Raw genomic sequence first — 14,478 nt, 5'->3', positions numbered from 1 at the left:
CTTTTTATCAGAATATGGATTGTATAATAATTGATGATGACGCAACTGCAAGGCTAATTACAAAACAACTTTGCCTAAAATCTGAGCAGATTAATGTACTTGAAGAATTTTCATCTGCAATAGATGCTATTAAATACCTAAATACAACAAATGTAGACTTGATATATTTAGATATTCATATGCCTACTTTTTCTGGTTTCGATTTTATGCAAACACTAAAAAACTCGCCAAAAATAATTTTAACGACAAGTGATAAAAACTTAGCTCTTGAAGCTTTTGAGTATAAAAGTGTGGTAGATTATTTGGTAAAACCAATTACAAAAGAACGTTTTACAAAATCATTAGAAAAATTAGATTCTTTATCTACTCAAGAAAAAAATATCATAAAAGAAAAAAATACATCAGATTTTATTTATGTTAATGTAGATAGAAGATTGGTAAAAGTAAACATACCAAGTATTTATTTAATTGAGGCAAAAGGCGATTATATCAATATAAAAACAGAGGAAAAAAACTATATTGTACATTCTACACTAAAAAAAATTGAAGATAAATTACCTTCAGACTCTTTTTTTAAAGTACATAGATCTTTTATTATCAATATAAAAGAAATTATAGATATTGAAGATAATACAGTGTTAATAAAGAAAGATGTTGTGCCAGTTAGTAGAGCTAACAAAAGCGAATTAATGAACAAGTTAAACTTCTTATAGTATAATTTTGTCAGTTCAGCGACACTTTTTTAATGTTAGTCGAACGTAAAAAACCAATAAACGAATTTTCACCCACAATAACATAGAATAGTTGTTTCTTTGAGTAACAATTATAAGTTGGGGGATTTATAAGTTGTGACTATTGGAGGCTGAATTTTTCAGCCTCTTTTTTTGTGGAATAAATTTATATATTCTAATAAAAAGCAACATAATTTTAAGATCAAATTATTCAAATTCTTTTCGTAATTTACTAACGGATTTTTAAAATTTATTTAAACTTTATACATTTTTTAAAGTCTTACATATATATTCTTACTTATGAAGCAAAAACACATTCAACATTTATATTGGAGAGCTAGTTTTGGTATAGATGTTAAACAATTTGAAAGTTTAAAATCTACTTCTAAAAAAAAGATAGTTTCAAAATTAATTACGGATTCTAAAGAGTTTAAAAATCTTGAGTTAGATTTATCTGAATTTGATTCCATAAAATACAAATCTTACAAAGAGTTAAAGGATAAATTTACGGAAGAAGAACTTCAAAAATTAACAAACAAAAGAAATAGAAAAGTAAGAGATTTAAATTATGCTTGGATTTATAGATTAAGTGAACCAAAATCCTTATTAAGAGAAAAAATGACGCTTTTTTGGGCGAATGTTTTTGTGTGTAGGGATAATGATGTTTTCTTTATACAAGACTATAATAATACATTAAGAAAATATGCTTTAGGAGATTTTAGAGTTTTTGTAAAGCAAATTGCCAAACAACCTTCTATGCTTAAGTATTTAAATAATAAGCAAAACAAAAAAAGGAAACCAAATGAAAATTTTGCCAGAGAATTAATGGAACTTTTTACGCTGGGTGTTGGCAATTATACTGAGCAAGACATACAAGAATCTGCAAGAGCTTTTACAGGTTGGACACATAAAAAAAATGGAGATTTTTATTTACAGAAAAGTCAACATGATTTTGATGAAAAAACTTTTTTTGGTAAAACAGGTAATTTTGATGGAGATGATATTATTGATATCATTTTAGAACAAAAACAATGTGCACGTTTTATTTGTGATAAAATTTATAGGTATTTTATAAACCCTAAAGTAGATAAAAAAAGGTTGGAAGAAATTACCAACATATTTTATAAAGATTATAATATCAGTAATTTAATGGAACACATTTTTACCTCAAAATGGTTTTATAATGATGAAAATATTGGGGTAAAAATAAAATCGCCTATTGAATTATTGGTAGGCATTCAAAAAGTTGTTCCTGTTACTTTTGATAAAAAACAACAGTTAAATTATTTGCAAAAAATGATGGGACAAACCTTATTATACCCAGATAATGTAGCTGGTTGGAAAGGTGGAAAAAGTTGGATAGACTCTAATACGTTAATGTTTAGAATGAAACTACCTTCTTTATTGTTAAGCAACGCCATTATTAATTTAGAGGAAAAAGGCGAGTTTGAAGATTCTTTTGAAAAATATTATAAAGGCGAAAAACAACGTAATAAATATTTGAAAATCACAAAAAATTGGGAGTTTTTTGATAAGCAAAATCAAAATTTATCATCAAAAGAACTAATAGATTTATTAATCTTATCGAAACTAGATAAAGACACAGCAACTTTTTTAGAAAATTTAGAAATAAAATCGAATAGAAATTTTTGTGTGCAGTTAATGTCGATTCCAGAATACCAACTTTGTTAATTTAAAAATATGGAAAGAAGAGATTTTTTAAAACAAAGCACGTTAGCAAGCAGTTTGTTTTTTGTTCCGAATTTTGTAAAAGCTTTTGAGAATGTTTCAAAAAGCACATTCAAACATAAAAAGCTAGTAATTATTCAATTATCTGGAGGTAATGATGGTTTAAATACCATTATTCCCTACACAAACGATTTTTATTTTAAAAATAGACCAAAGTTAGCCATCCCAAAAAATAACATTATAAAAGCTACTGATGAGCTTGGCTTTCACGAAAACTTAGCTCCATTAAAAAATTTGTATGATCAAGGATATTTATCAGTTATAAATAATGTTGGGTATCCAAACCCTAACAGATCTCACTTTCGATCTACAGATATTTGGCAAACAGCAAGTAGTGCTGATGAATATGTAACCTCAGGTTGGGTTGGTAGATTTATCGAAAAATATGGTAAAAATCCCTACACAGGAATTGAGTTAGATGACAGTCTTTCCTTAATTATGAAAGGAGAAAATGTAAACGGAATTGCTACTAAGAATCCAAATATTTTATTTGCAAATACAAACACAGCGTATTTTAAAAAAGTGCTGGAACAGCAAACAGATGCACATTTAAGTGAACATAATTTAGGATATTTATACAAAACGATGATTGAAGCAAAGTCATCAGCAAAATATATTTACGAAACATCTAAAACGTATAAAAGTAATTTAGAATATCCTAATAATCCTTTTGGAAAACAGTTAAAAACAACAGCCGAATTTATAAATTCAGATTTAGATAGCAAGGTGTATTATGTTTCTATGGGTGGTTTTGATACGCATGCAAATCAAGTAAACAGACAAAGTAGGTTATTAAAAACGTATAGCGAATCTATAGCCGTTTTTGTAAACGATTTAAAGAAAAACGATACTTTTAAAGACACTTTAATTTTAACTTTTTCTGAATTTGGAAGAAGAGTGCAACAAAATGCTGCTGGAGGAACAGATCATGGAGCAGCTAACAATGTGTTTTTAATTGGTGAAAATTTAAAGAAAAAAGGCTTTTATAATGATGCTCCTAATTTGGGAAATTTAGACTCTAATGGAGATTTAATGCACACTGTAGATTTTAGAACTATATATGCTACAATTTTAGATAAATGGCTTCAAGTTGATGATGCATCAATCTTAAATAAATCATTTAGCAAGTTAAATTTTATTTAGACACATTTAAGTTCTTTCCTAATAAGACTTTAAAAAGGGAGCAAGAATCTTTATATTTGTTGTATAAAAATTTTTAAAATGAAATTATATCCTTTAAAATTTACACCAGTTTTTAAATATAGAATTTGGGGTGGTGATAAATTGAAAACGAAACTAAATAAAAAGTATACAGAAGAAAATATCGGTGAATCTTGGGAAATATCTGATGTTTCTGGAGATGAAACAATCGTTGAAGAAGGTTCGTTAAAAGGTAAAACTTTAAAAGAGTTAACGCAACAATTTAAAGGAGATTTTGTTGGTAATGCTGTTTACGAGAAGTTTGGAGAAGCATTTCCGTTGTTAATTAAGTTTATTGATGCCAAAACACCTTTGTCAATTCAAGTACATCCAAGTAACGAAATTGCAAAACAACGCCATAATTCATTTGGAAAAAATGAAATGTGGTATGTTATGCAAGCTGATAAAAATGCAGAATTAATAGTTGGTTTTGATGAAAAATTAACGACAGAAAGTTATAAAAATAATCTAGAAAATAACACTATTTTAGATACAATGCATCATGAAAATGTTACGAAAGGTGATACTTTTTATATTCCTACAGGTAGAGTTCATGCTATTGGAGCAGGTGTTTTATTAGCAGAAATTCAGCAAACATCAGATGTTACGTATAGAATTTATGACTATGATAGAGTAGATGCAAAAACAGGACAAAAAAGAGATTTACACAACGATTTAGCAATGGATGTGATTGATTTTGAAATCCATGAAAATTATAAGACTCAGTATCAATTAGAGAAAAATACTTCTAACAAATTAGTACATTCACCTTATTTTAAAACGAATATTTTAGAAATTAATGACGATGTAAAAAAAGACTATCGTAATTTAGATTCTTTTGTAATTTATATATGTGTAGAAGGTTCTGTGGAAATTTTTTCAGATAAAGAGCGCTATAAAATAAATACGGGAGAAACAATTTTATTACCAGCAACTGTTAATGATGTAACCTTAAAATCTGATAGTGGTAAAATACTAGAAGTATATTATTAAGAGCTGTTTATTAAATGTTTTTAGTGATGTTTTATATTTAAAGAAAACAATACCATTATTTTGAATAAGAGAAATTTATAAAAGGGATTGCAGTGATGCAATCTCTTTTTTGCATTTAAAATAGTCTCAATTTTTTTATATATTTAAAAACTAATAAAATTTTAAATAGCGAAAGATTAATGATAACTAACAACAAACCCACATTGGTAATTTTGGCAGCAGGAATGGGCAGTAGATATGGTGGTTTAAAGCAAATGGATGCTTTTACACCAAAAGGAGATACTATTATAGATTTTTCTTTATATGATGCAATTCAAGCAGGTTTTGGAAAAGTTATTTTTGTGATTCGAGAAAGTTTTAAGGCGGAGTTTAAAGCAAATTTCAACAAAAAATTAGATGGAAAAATAGAGGTTGAATATGTATATCAAGAATTAGATAATGTTCCAAAAGAATATATCAATTTAAACAGGATTAAACCTTGGGGAACAGGTCATGCTTTATTGATGACAAAAAAGAATATTAAAGAAAATTTTGCCATTATTAATGCAGATGATTTTTATGGACGAGAAGCTTTTGTAACGATTGCAAATCAATTAAAAAATACCGACAAAAATAGTTGCAATTTCAGCATGGTTGGTTATTCTTTAAAAAACACACTTTCAGAAAATGGTTATGTATCTAGAGGCGAATGTACTATTGATGAAAATAGTTTTTTAAAAGACGTTACAGAACGTGTTAGAATCGAAAAAATTAATGGAATTTTAAAAAGTGAAAACGAACAAAATAACATGATTCCCATAGATGAAAACACCATTGTTTCTATGAATTTTTGGGGATTTACACCCAATTGTTTCGAATTTGCAGAAACGTATTTTTTGGAATTTTTAGAAGAAAATAAAGAGGATTTAAAAGCAGAATTTTATTTGCCAACAATTGTAAATAAAATGCTAAAAACCAATAAGGCAACCGTAAAAGTTTTGCAATCAGATTCAAAATGGTTTGGAGTAACCTATAGTAAGGACAAAGAAAAAGTAGAAAAAGAAATTCAGAACTTGACTGAGCAAGAAGTGTATCCTACAAAACTATGGTCTTAAAATGAAAGCAAAAAAGTTACAGTTTATTTTTGATGAATTTGAGCATCAACATGCTTATAAAAGCCATTCTGAATTAAAATCAGGACATATAAATGATACTTTTTTAGTTAAAACTGGTGGTGAAACTCACTATATTTTACAAAGAATAAATCATACAATTTTTAAAGATGTGCCAGGATTAGTGAATAACAAAGTTCTGGTAAGTAATCATCTAAAAAGTAAATATTCAAATACATCCGAAGAAAAAATTACGAATAAAGTGTTGCGTTTTGTAAAAATAAAAAACAGCAATTTATACTACTTGAAAGACGGGGAAAATTATTGGAACTTAATGATTTTTATTGATGATAGCATTACTCATGAAATTGTAAAAAATAAAGAAATAGCTTTTGAAGCTGGAAAACTTTTAGGCGATTTTTTAAACAAAACATCCGATTTTGAAAGCGATAAATTAATTGATGTAATCCCGAATTTTCATGACATGACTTTTCGTTTTCAACAATACAATGCCTCTTTAAAAAGTGCCTCCAAAGAAAGATTGGAAAAAGCATCAAAATACATAAAAATAGTAGCTGATTTAAAAGACGAAATGCACATTTTGCAAACGTTAAAAGAAACTGGTAAAATACCAACAAGAGTTACGCATAATGATACAAAAATTTCAAATTCTTTGTTTGATGAAAATAACCAAGGAATTTGTATTATTGATACTGATACTGTTATGCCAGGAATTATTCATTACGATTTTGGTGATGCCATAAGAACAATTTGCAACACAGCAGCAGAAGATGAAAAAGACTTATCAAAAGTTGAATTCAATTTAGCGTTTTACAAAGCGTATAAAAAAGGTTTTTTAGAAAATACAGTAGATTCGCTTTCAGAAATCGAGTTAAAATATTTGCCTTTAGCAGCAAAAACAATGATTTTTATTATGGCACTTCGTTTTTTAACAGATTATTTAAATAAAGATACATATTATAAAACTGATTATTTAGAACATAATTTAGACAGAGCTAAAAATCAATTTAAATTGATGGAAAGTTTTACAGAAAAAAAATATAATTTAACATGACCTGCAAGGTTTGATACTGAAATAAATTCAGCACAAGAACCTTGTAGGTCTTTTTTTCTTTAAAACTAAGAAATAATACCTAAGGTCTAAAAAGAAACCTTGCAGGATAAATTCTGATATTTGAAAATAGTGGAAAATCAGTTAAATTCACGTAGTTTTATCAATATAAAAAAAAGAACATGCAACAAAAAAATAACACCACAGCAATTGTAATTATTGCAAGTTTATTTTTCATTTTTGGTTTTGTAACGTGGATTAATGGAGCGTTAATTCCTTTTATGAAAACCATTAACGAATTAACAGATGCGCAATCTTATTTGGTGGCATCTGCCTCTTATATTTCTTTTGTGGTGATGGCTTTGCCAGCTTCTTACATCCTAAATAAAATTGGCTATAAAAAAGGCATGTCTTTAGGATTGATTATTATGGGAATTGGAGCATTGGTTTTTATTCCTGCTGCAGAAGCAAGAACCTATTGGGTTTTCTTAACAGGAATTTTTATTCAAGGCTTAGGAATGACGATTTTGCAAACAGCATCAAATCCATATATAACAATTTTAGGACCTATAGAAAGTGGTGCAAAAAGAATTGCAATTATGGGAATTGCCAATAAAACAGCAGGTGCTTTAGGTTCTTTAATTTTTGGAGCTATTTTATTATCAGGAATTGATGAAACTAAAGAAAAGTTAGCTGGAGCAACTTCAGAAGAAAAAAATATCCTTTTAGATACCATGGCTGATAGCGTTTTTATGCCTTACATAATTATGGCAATTGTGTTATTTGTGTTAGGAATTCTAATCAGAAAAGCACCTTTACCAAATGTAGAAGCAGATGAAAGTGAAACAATTATTGAAGGACAAACAGCCAAAACAAGTATTTTTCAATTCCCGAATTTATGGTTGGGAGTTTTAGCACTTTTTGTGTATGTTGGAGCAGAGGTTATTGCTGGAGATACTATTATTGCCTACGGAATTTCATTAGGTTTTACAGGAGAAGAAGCAAAATATTTTACAACATACACGCTTTTAGCAATGGTTGCAACCTATGCTTTGGGTGTCTTTTTAATCCCAAAATATGTAAAACAGAAAACTGCTTTAATTGCAAGTGCAGTTTTAGGAATTGTGTTTAGTTTTTGCATTTTAAATACTACTGGTTTTATATCGGTTTTATTTGTGGCAGGTTTAGGAATTGCAAATGCGTTGGTTTGGCCAGCAATTTGGCCTTTAACGTTGGATGGTTTAGGGAAGTTTACAAAAACAGGTTCAGCACTTTTAATTATGGCAATTTCTGGAGGCGCAATAATTCCGCCTTTGTATGGTAGAATTGTTGATGGAATTAAAGAAGGATTAATTGAAAACGGTTTTCAAGAAATTGATGCTACAGCAATTGCTTCTACAGAAAGTTATTGGATTTTGATTCCTTGTTATGCAATTATTCTTTTGTTTGCAATTTGGGGACATAAAATTAAAAGTTGGAGTAAGTAAAAATTAAAAAAAATATACATGAGCAATTATCACATAAAACATTTAGAAGAATATTATCAAGTATATAGAAAATCGATTCGAGAACCAGAAAATTTTTGGGAAGAAATTGCTGAAGAACATTTTTTATGGAGAAAAAAATGGGATACAGTTTTAGAATGGGATTTTACCAAACCAGAGGTTACATGGTTTTCTGGAGCACAACTAAACATTACAGAAAACTGTATTGATAGACATTTAGGAACAAGAGCCAATAAAACAGCTATTTTATTCGAACCTAATAACCCAGATGAACCAGCTCAACATATTACCTACCAACAATTATCGGAAAGAGTAAATAAATTTGCCAATGTTTTAAAAGAACAAGGTGTAAAAAAAGGTGATAGAGTTTGTATTTATGTACCCATGATTCCTGAGTTGGCAGTTGCAACGTTAGCTTGTGCAAGAATTGGTGCTATTCATTCTGTGGTTTTTGCAGGCTTTTCATCATCGGCATTAGCCTCTAGAATTAATGATTCTGATTGTAAATTGGTTATTACTTCTGATGGTTCTTTTAGAGGTGCAAAATCAATCGATTTAAAAGGAATTGTAGATGAAGCTTTAGAAAATTGCCCAGGAGTTAAAACAGTTTTGGTGGTAAAAAGAATCAATTCTAACATCAACATGAAACAAGGAAGAGACCAATGGTTACAACCTTTGTTAGATAAAGCATCTAAAGAATGTTTAGCAGCAACTATGAATGCAGAAGATCCACTGTTTATTTTATATACTTCTGGTTCTACAGGCAAGCCAAAAGGAATGGTGCATACAACTGCAGGTTATATGGTGTATAGTGCTTATACTTTTAAAAATGCTTTTCAATATAAAGAAAATGATGTGTACTGGTGCACAGCAGATATTGGTTGGATTACTGGACATTCGTATATTGTTTACGGACCTTTAGCCAATGGAGCAACTACAGTTTTGTTTGAAGGTGTGCCAAGTTATCCTGATTTTGGCCGTTTTTGGGAAATCGTACAAAAGCATAAAGTAACTCAATTTTATACAGCACCCACAGCCATTAGAGCTTTGGCAAAACATGGAACAGAATTGGTTGACAAATACGATTTATCAACTTTAAAAGTTTTAGGTTCTGTTGGAGAACCAATCAACGAAGAAGCTTGGCATTGGTATAATGATACGATTGGTAAGAAGAAAAGCCCAATTATCGATACTTGGTGGCAAACAGAAACTGGTGGCATTATGATAACACCAATTCCTTATGTAACTCCAACCAAACCAACCTATGCAACCTTGCCTTTTATAGGCATTCAACCAGCTTTAATGGATGAAAATGGACAGGAATTAAAAGGAAATCAAGTAGAAGGAAGATTGTGTATTAAATTTCCTTGGCCAAGTATGGCAAGAACCATTTGGGGAAATCACGAACGTTATAAAGACACCTATTTTTCTGCTTATGAACAAATGTATTTTACGGGTGATGGAGCTTTAAGAGATGAAGTTGGTTATTACAGAATTACGGGTAGAGTAGATGATGTAATTATTGTTTCTGGTCATAATTTAGGCACTGCACCCATTGAAGATGCTATTAATGAACATCCTGCAGTTGCAGAATCTGCGATTGTTGGTTTTCCTCATGACATTAAAGGAAGTGCTTTGTATGGCTATGTAACTTTAAAAGATATTGGAGAAAGTAGAGATCATAATAATTTAAGAAAAGAAATCAACCAGTTAATTACGGATAGAATTGGCCCTATTGCAAAATTAGATAAAATTCAATTTTCTGAGGGATTGCCAAAAACACGTTCAGGAAAAATTATGAGACGTATTTTACGTAAAATAGCCTCTAATGAAATGGATAATTTAGGTGATATTTCTACATTGTTAAATCCAGAAGTAGTTCAGAATATTATTGATAATAAATTATAGTTGAGTATAATTTATACATAGTTTTTTTGAACTATATTTTTAAGTTATAGAATTAGGGTTGTGTTTAACAACCCTTTTTTTGCTCTAAAGTCATTTACTTTATGATAGTAAATTCCATTATTTTATTATTAAAATTATGAAAAGAGAAGTGTAAAAGAAATCGAAAAATTGTTTATTATTATGGTCAAATGTTTGCATTTGGATGGTGTACTAATCTTATAGGGAGTATTTTAAAAGGATTTTTTATTGAACTCGACTTAACTTTAAATAGGCACTTTCAGAAGTAGTTTAATTTTTTGAAAATTATTTTAAAAAAGTGATAGAAAATTATAATTTTCTATCACTTTTTTAATTTATATACCTTTTTTATGTTTCGCAGTAACCTTATTGCATAGTTATCCTGTGTTTTTAATTTTTATTTTAAAAATTTAGGCTACTTTTTGTAAAATTTGATTTTGCATTCTTCTGCCAATTTCAAGGCAATTTGCAGTATGAATACCAAAGAATATCCAAAGTATTTCTGTTGGTTTGGTTTTCGCTTTTATCTTTTTTAGATGATAATGTTCCTTTTCTTTACCAAAACCCCCCTCTAATCTAGAAGCTCTTTCTTTGGTAATCATTTTTTTGAGCTTTTTTTGCTCTTTATGATGCTTTGAAGGTCTTCCTTTAGGTTTGAAGTCTGTTTGTATATGGTTTGAAGTTGCAAAAACTCTGTTCTTATTCGTTGCATAAATAGCATCTGCACCAAGTATTTTAATTTTCCTATTGGTTAATCCTTGTGCCTTATAAACTGTATTTTTAAATTGTGTCCCTTCATTAAAGTTATCAAAACTTATTTTCTGTATAAAGTTAATTCCATCAATTTGAAGTTTGTTTACTTTTGCCCCAAATTCTACTTTTTTTATCTCTTTTCCTCTCACTATTGGACGTAAGTAATCTTTGCTTATGCTTACGATTCTATTCTTTGGTTTTTCTCCTTTCTCAAACAGTAAATACTGTTGTGAGAATATTTTTTTTACTGTATTTAGTGTTTTATAAAAACGATTTGGCATTGTAAAATAATGTTGTTTTTCAAGAGTTTTAATCTCCGCTAATAATTTGCGTAATAGTTTTAAAAAAGCTCTTGTTATGGAGGTTCTTTTCTTTGTTGTTTTTCTTCGCATTTTACTATAACCAACATATCTTTTTGACCATTTCAAGTATTTGGTTCTAGGAAGTTTTACACCTAAAGATTTACAAATTATCTTCATTTGTTTATAGCACCAGTCAACAGATTCTTTCAATAGTTTTTGATCTGTTGGATAGCGAACTTCACTCTCATAACAAGTGGCATCTGTTGTTGCTTTTTCTTGTTCATCAATATATTTACTCCAATAATTAAATAGTATTTTTTCTGTTGAACTAATGTTTAAATCAGCAGCTAATTCGCAACGTATTTGACTCACTATTTTATAGTTTTCAAGGGTATCAAATCCTAAATAAATACCACAAAAAAACTGATAATTATAATTGGAATTCAACTGCTCAATCAAACGCTTATCAGAACAACAAGCATAATGTTTTAAAAACATTAAACCTAATTTTCCTTGAGGGCTAAAAATACAGTCTGGTCCTTTGATAGCTTCTGTAATTTTAAATGATTTGACTAAATTTTTCCAAGGAATTGCACTGTAAATTTTACCTAAATCAGACATTAAAAAACGTGCTTTGAATTTTTCTAATTCCTCTGTAGAGGATAAAAAAGAAAAAGAGTACTGGAAGTCAGAAATTCTTCGTATTTTCATATTTGTAAAAAAGAAAAACCCCGTTTTTTAGGCTTTTTGCCTATTTACGGGGTTTGGTTTATCTAAAATACAACTTATTTAACTGATAAACAAGTGTTTATTTAATTCTGAAAGTGCCTAAATACTAGTAATACATATCATTTCAGAAGAGGTTGAATTTTAATTTATTTCCTTTTCAAAGAAGAGTCTCTAATTACCAATTCAGCTTCTAAAATTATTTTATTTAATGATTGTTTGGTGTTTGTTTTTTTTGAGTATTCTAAAAAAGTTTCTGCAGCAATTTTACCTATTTTATAAGCATGTTGATTTACACTCGTTATTGTTGGTGTAACCATAGCTGTAAAAGGTTCGTCACCAAAACCAACTAAAGCAATTTCTTCAGGAACCTTAATATTCTGTTCATTTAAAATTTGCAAAGCACCTAAAGCAGCAAAATCTCCAGCAGCATAGATAGCATCAGGTCTGTTTTTCAACTTTAATAATTCGAGCATTTTTTCTCTACCATCTTCAATAGTTAAGTTGGTTTCTATTAAAAGTTCTTCATCTAAAGGTAAATTATGCTTTTTAAGAGCATCCACATAACCACGAATTCTGTTGTTATAAATTCTTGTTCTTTTGTAACCTCCAATATGTGCAATTCGTTTGCAACCTTGCTCCACTAAATGATTCACAATTAAATGGCTGCTGTTGTAATCATCAATCCCAATATAATCTACATTTAAATCGTTTTCTCCTCTATCAAAAGTTATTAACGGAATTCCTGCAGCTTTTACCTTTTCAAGATATTCTAAATTTACAGTTTCATTTGCCATAGAAACTATAATTCCATCAACCTGTAAATACAAAAGTGTATCAATATTTTTGCATTCTTTTTTAAATGATTCGTTAGATTGTGTAATAATCACATTATAACCTTCTTTATCTAAACCTTCTTCAATATTATGAATTGCAGAAGAAAAGAAGTTGCTATTTGTTCTAGGGACAATTACACCCACTAATTTACTTTTCCCACTTCTTAAAGCACTTGCTAAATGATTGGGCTGATAGTTTAAATTTTCAGCAACCTGCCTAACTGCTTTTTTAGTTTTTTCGCTGATTCTAGGATCATTATGTAGTGCTTTCGAAACAGCAGCTGCAGAGATATTTAAAACATTTGCAATATCTTTTATCGTAGTTTTCTTTTTAATTGCCAAATTTTTATATATTTGCTTAATCGTTTAAACAAATATAGTGTTTGAATTAGAATAATCAAAACAAATAGCAAAATATGGGTTTTGATTTTATTTTGAGAATTTGGTTAAACGTTTAACCAATTAAATTTAACTTATAAATTATATACAAAATGGGTAAAGTAGTAACGTTTGGAGAAATTATGTTAAGATTAGCTCCACAAGGATTTTTAAGATTTTCTCAAGCAAGTAGTTTTGATGTTGTTTATGGAGGAGGAGAATCTAATGTAGCAGTTTCTTTAGCAAATTATGGAGTAGATGTAGATTTTGTAACACGTTTGCCAAAAAATGATATTGGTGCTTGTGCAATGATGGAAATGCGTAAAAGAGGCGTAAAAGTAGATAAAATTGTGTATGGTGGAGACAGATTAGGGATTTACTTTTTAGAAACTGGTGCAGTTTCAAGAGGATCTAAAGTTGTTTATGATAGAGCACATTCTGCAATTGCAGAAATAGAATCTGGAATGATTGATTGGGATGCCGTTTTTGAAGGAGTAGAATGGTTTCATTGGACAGGAATTACGCCTGCAATTTCTCAAGGAGCTGCAGATGTGTGTTTAGAAGCTGTAAAAGCTGCTAGTGCAAAAGGAATTACAATTTCTACAGATTTAAACTATAGAGCAAAACTTTGGAATTTTTGTGATGATGCTCACAGAGAAAAAATAATGACGGAATTAACTTCTTACTGTGACATTGTTTTAGGAAACGAAGAAGATGCAGAAATGCACTTTGGTATTAAACCAGCAGGAATTTCTGTACAAACAGAAGGGCATAATGTAAAAGCAGAAGCATTTTTATCTGTTTGTGAACAAATGATGGAGAAATTTCCAAGAGCTAAAAAAGTAATTACTACTTTAAGAGGTTCTATATCTGCATCTCATAATACTTGGGCTGGTGTTTTATATGATGGAAAACAATTATTACAAACGCGTCAATATCAAATTACAGATATCGTAGATAGAGTTGGTGGTGGAGATTCATTTATGGGAGGTTTAATTTACGGATTGTTAAAATACCCAGAAGATGATCAAAATGCATTAGATTTTGCAGTAGCTGCATCTTGTTTAAAACACACAATTAAAGGTGATGCAAATTTAGCAACTGTTGCAGAAGTTGAAAAATTAATGGGAGGAGATGCTTCTGGTAGAGTAGCTCGTTAAAAAGGGTTTAATTGTTGAAACGATTAATTGTGTAAGTGTTTTAGAATTTGCATAAT

Annotated in this window: 11 protein-coding genes; 9 read left to right on the top strand and 2 right to left on the bottom strand. The window is 29.3% G+C overall.

Features of this window, described 5'->3' with window-relative positions; translation table 11 throughout:
- The first annotated feature begins 14 nt into the window (after positions 1 to 14).
- From P161_RS0105350 to acs, 8 genes are all read left to right on the top strand, one after another.
- Positions 15 to 713: a LytTR family DNA-binding domain-containing protein gene (locus P161_RS0105350; protein ID WP_026776015.1), complete on the top strand. Its 699-nt coding sequence runs from the start codon at positions 15 to 17 to the stop codon at positions 711 to 713.
- Positions 714 to 1,031: 318 nt separating this feature from the next.
- The gene (locus P161_RS0105345; RefSeq protein WP_026776014.1) at positions 1,032 to 2,423 is read left to right on the top strand and encodes a DUF1800 family protein; all 1,392 of its coding nucleotides are present in this window, start codon (positions 1,032 to 1,034) and stop codon (positions 2,421 to 2,423) included.
- Positions 2,424 to 2,432: 9 nt separating this feature from the next.
- Positions 2,433 to 3,623: a DUF1501 domain-containing protein gene (locus P161_RS0105340; protein ID WP_026776013.1), complete on the top strand. Its 1,191-nt coding sequence runs from the start codon at positions 2,433 to 2,435 to the stop codon at positions 3,621 to 3,623.
- Positions 3,624 to 3,701: 78 nt separating this feature from the next.
- Positions 3,702 to 4,673, top strand: coding sequence for a type I phosphomannose isomerase catalytic subunit (locus P161_RS0105335; RefSeq protein ID WP_026776012.1), 972 nt, complete (start codon positions 3,702 to 3,704; stop codon positions 4,671 to 4,673).
- Between the two features lie 179 nt (positions 4,674 to 4,852).
- A complete protein-coding gene (locus P161_RS0105330) occupies positions 4,853 to 5,767 on the top strand; it encodes a sugar phosphate nucleotidyltransferase (RefSeq protein WP_026776011.1) in 915 nt (304 codons plus the stop codon).
- A gap of 1 nt (position 5,768) precedes the next feature.
- Positions 5,769 to 6,839, top strand: coding sequence for a phosphotransferase enzyme family protein (locus P161_RS18075; RefSeq protein ID WP_036841261.1), 1,071 nt, complete (start codon positions 5,769 to 5,771; stop codon positions 6,837 to 6,839).
- A gap of 179 nt (positions 6,840 to 7,018) precedes the next feature.
- The gene (locus tag P161_RS0105320; RefSeq protein ID WP_026776010.1) at positions 7,019 to 8,323 is read left to right on the top strand and encodes a sugar MFS transporter; all 1,305 of its coding nucleotides are present in this window, start codon (positions 7,019 to 7,021) and stop codon (positions 8,321 to 8,323) included.
- A gap of 18 nt (positions 8,324 to 8,341) precedes the next feature.
- The gene (gene acs / locus P161_RS0105315; protein ID WP_026776009.1) at positions 8,342 to 10,249 is read left to right on the top strand and encodes an acetate--CoA ligase; all 1,908 of its coding nucleotides are present in this window, start codon (positions 8,342 to 8,344) and stop codon (positions 10,247 to 10,249) included.
- A 428-nt stretch (positions 10,250 to 10,677) separates the two neighbouring features.
- Here the strand turns inward: acs and P161_RS19885 are convergent, their stop codons facing one another.
- Both P161_RS19885 and P161_RS0105305 read right to left on the bottom strand, forming a co-directional pair.
- Positions 10,678 to 12,033: a transposase gene (locus P161_RS19885; protein WP_026775079.1), complete on the bottom strand. Its 1,356-nt coding sequence runs from the start codon at positions 12,031 to 12,033 to the stop codon at positions 10,678 to 10,680.
- A gap of 164 nt (positions 12,034 to 12,197) precedes the next feature.
- On the bottom strand, positions 12,198 to 13,226 hold the full coding sequence (locus tag P161_RS0105305) for a LacI family DNA-binding transcriptional regulator (protein WP_026776008.1): 1,029 nt from the start codon (positions 13,224 to 13,226) through the stop codon (positions 12,198 to 12,200).
- Positions 13,227 to 13,375: 149 nt separating this feature from the next.
- Here P161_RS0105305 and P161_RS0105300 point away from each other — a divergent pair, with 149 nt between their 5' ends.
- Positions 13,376 to 14,422, top strand: a complete 1,047-nt coding sequence (locus tag P161_RS0105300; protein ID WP_026776007.1) for a sugar kinase — start codon at positions 13,376 to 13,378, stop codon at positions 14,420 to 14,422.
- The last annotated feature ends 56 nt before the right edge of the window (positions 14,423 to 14,478 follow it).

The organism is Polaribacter sp. Hel_I_88 (assembly GCF_000687935.1).
Lineage (GTDB): Bacteria > Bacteroidota > Bacteroidia > Flavobacteriales > Flavobacteriaceae > Polaribacter.
The sequence above is the reverse complement of the archived record's forward strand: the minus strand, read 5'-3'. Positions and strand labels throughout refer to the sequence as shown.

Coding starts and splice junctions, on each gene's coding strand:
- P161_RS0105350 (WP_026776015.1), top strand. CDS start 15: ATGGATTGTATAATAATTGATGATGACGCAACTGCAAGGCTAATTACA.
- P161_RS0105345 (WP_026776014.1), top strand. CDS start 1,032: ATGAAGCAAAAACACATTCAACATTTATATTGGAGAGCTAGTTTTGGT.
- P161_RS0105340 (WP_026776013.1), top strand. CDS start 2,433: ATGGAAAGAAGAGATTTTTTAAAACAAAGCACGTTAGCAAGCAGTTTG.
- P161_RS0105335 (WP_026776012.1), top strand. CDS start 3,702: ATGAAATTATATCCTTTAAAATTTACACCAGTTTTTAAATATAGAATT.
- P161_RS0105330 (WP_026776011.1), top strand. CDS start 4,853: ATGATAACTAACAACAAACCCACATTGGTAATTTTGGCAGCAGGAATG.
- P161_RS18075 (WP_036841261.1), top strand. CDS start 5,769: ATGAAAGCAAAAAAGTTACAGTTTATTTTTGATGAATTTGAGCATCAA.
- P161_RS0105320 (WP_026776010.1), top strand. CDS start 7,019: ATGCAACAAAAAAATAACACCACAGCAATTGTAATTATTGCAAGTTTA.
- acs (WP_026776009.1), top strand. CDS start 8,342: ATGAGCAATTATCACATAAAACATTTAGAAGAATATTATCAAGTATAT.
- P161_RS19885 (WP_026775079.1), bottom strand. CDS start 12,033: ATGAAAATACGAAGAATTTCTGACTTCCAGTACTCTTTTTCTTTTTTA.
- P161_RS0105300 (WP_026776007.1), top strand. CDS start 13,376: ATGGGTAAAGTAGTAACGTTTGGAGAAATTATGTTAAGATTAGCTCCA.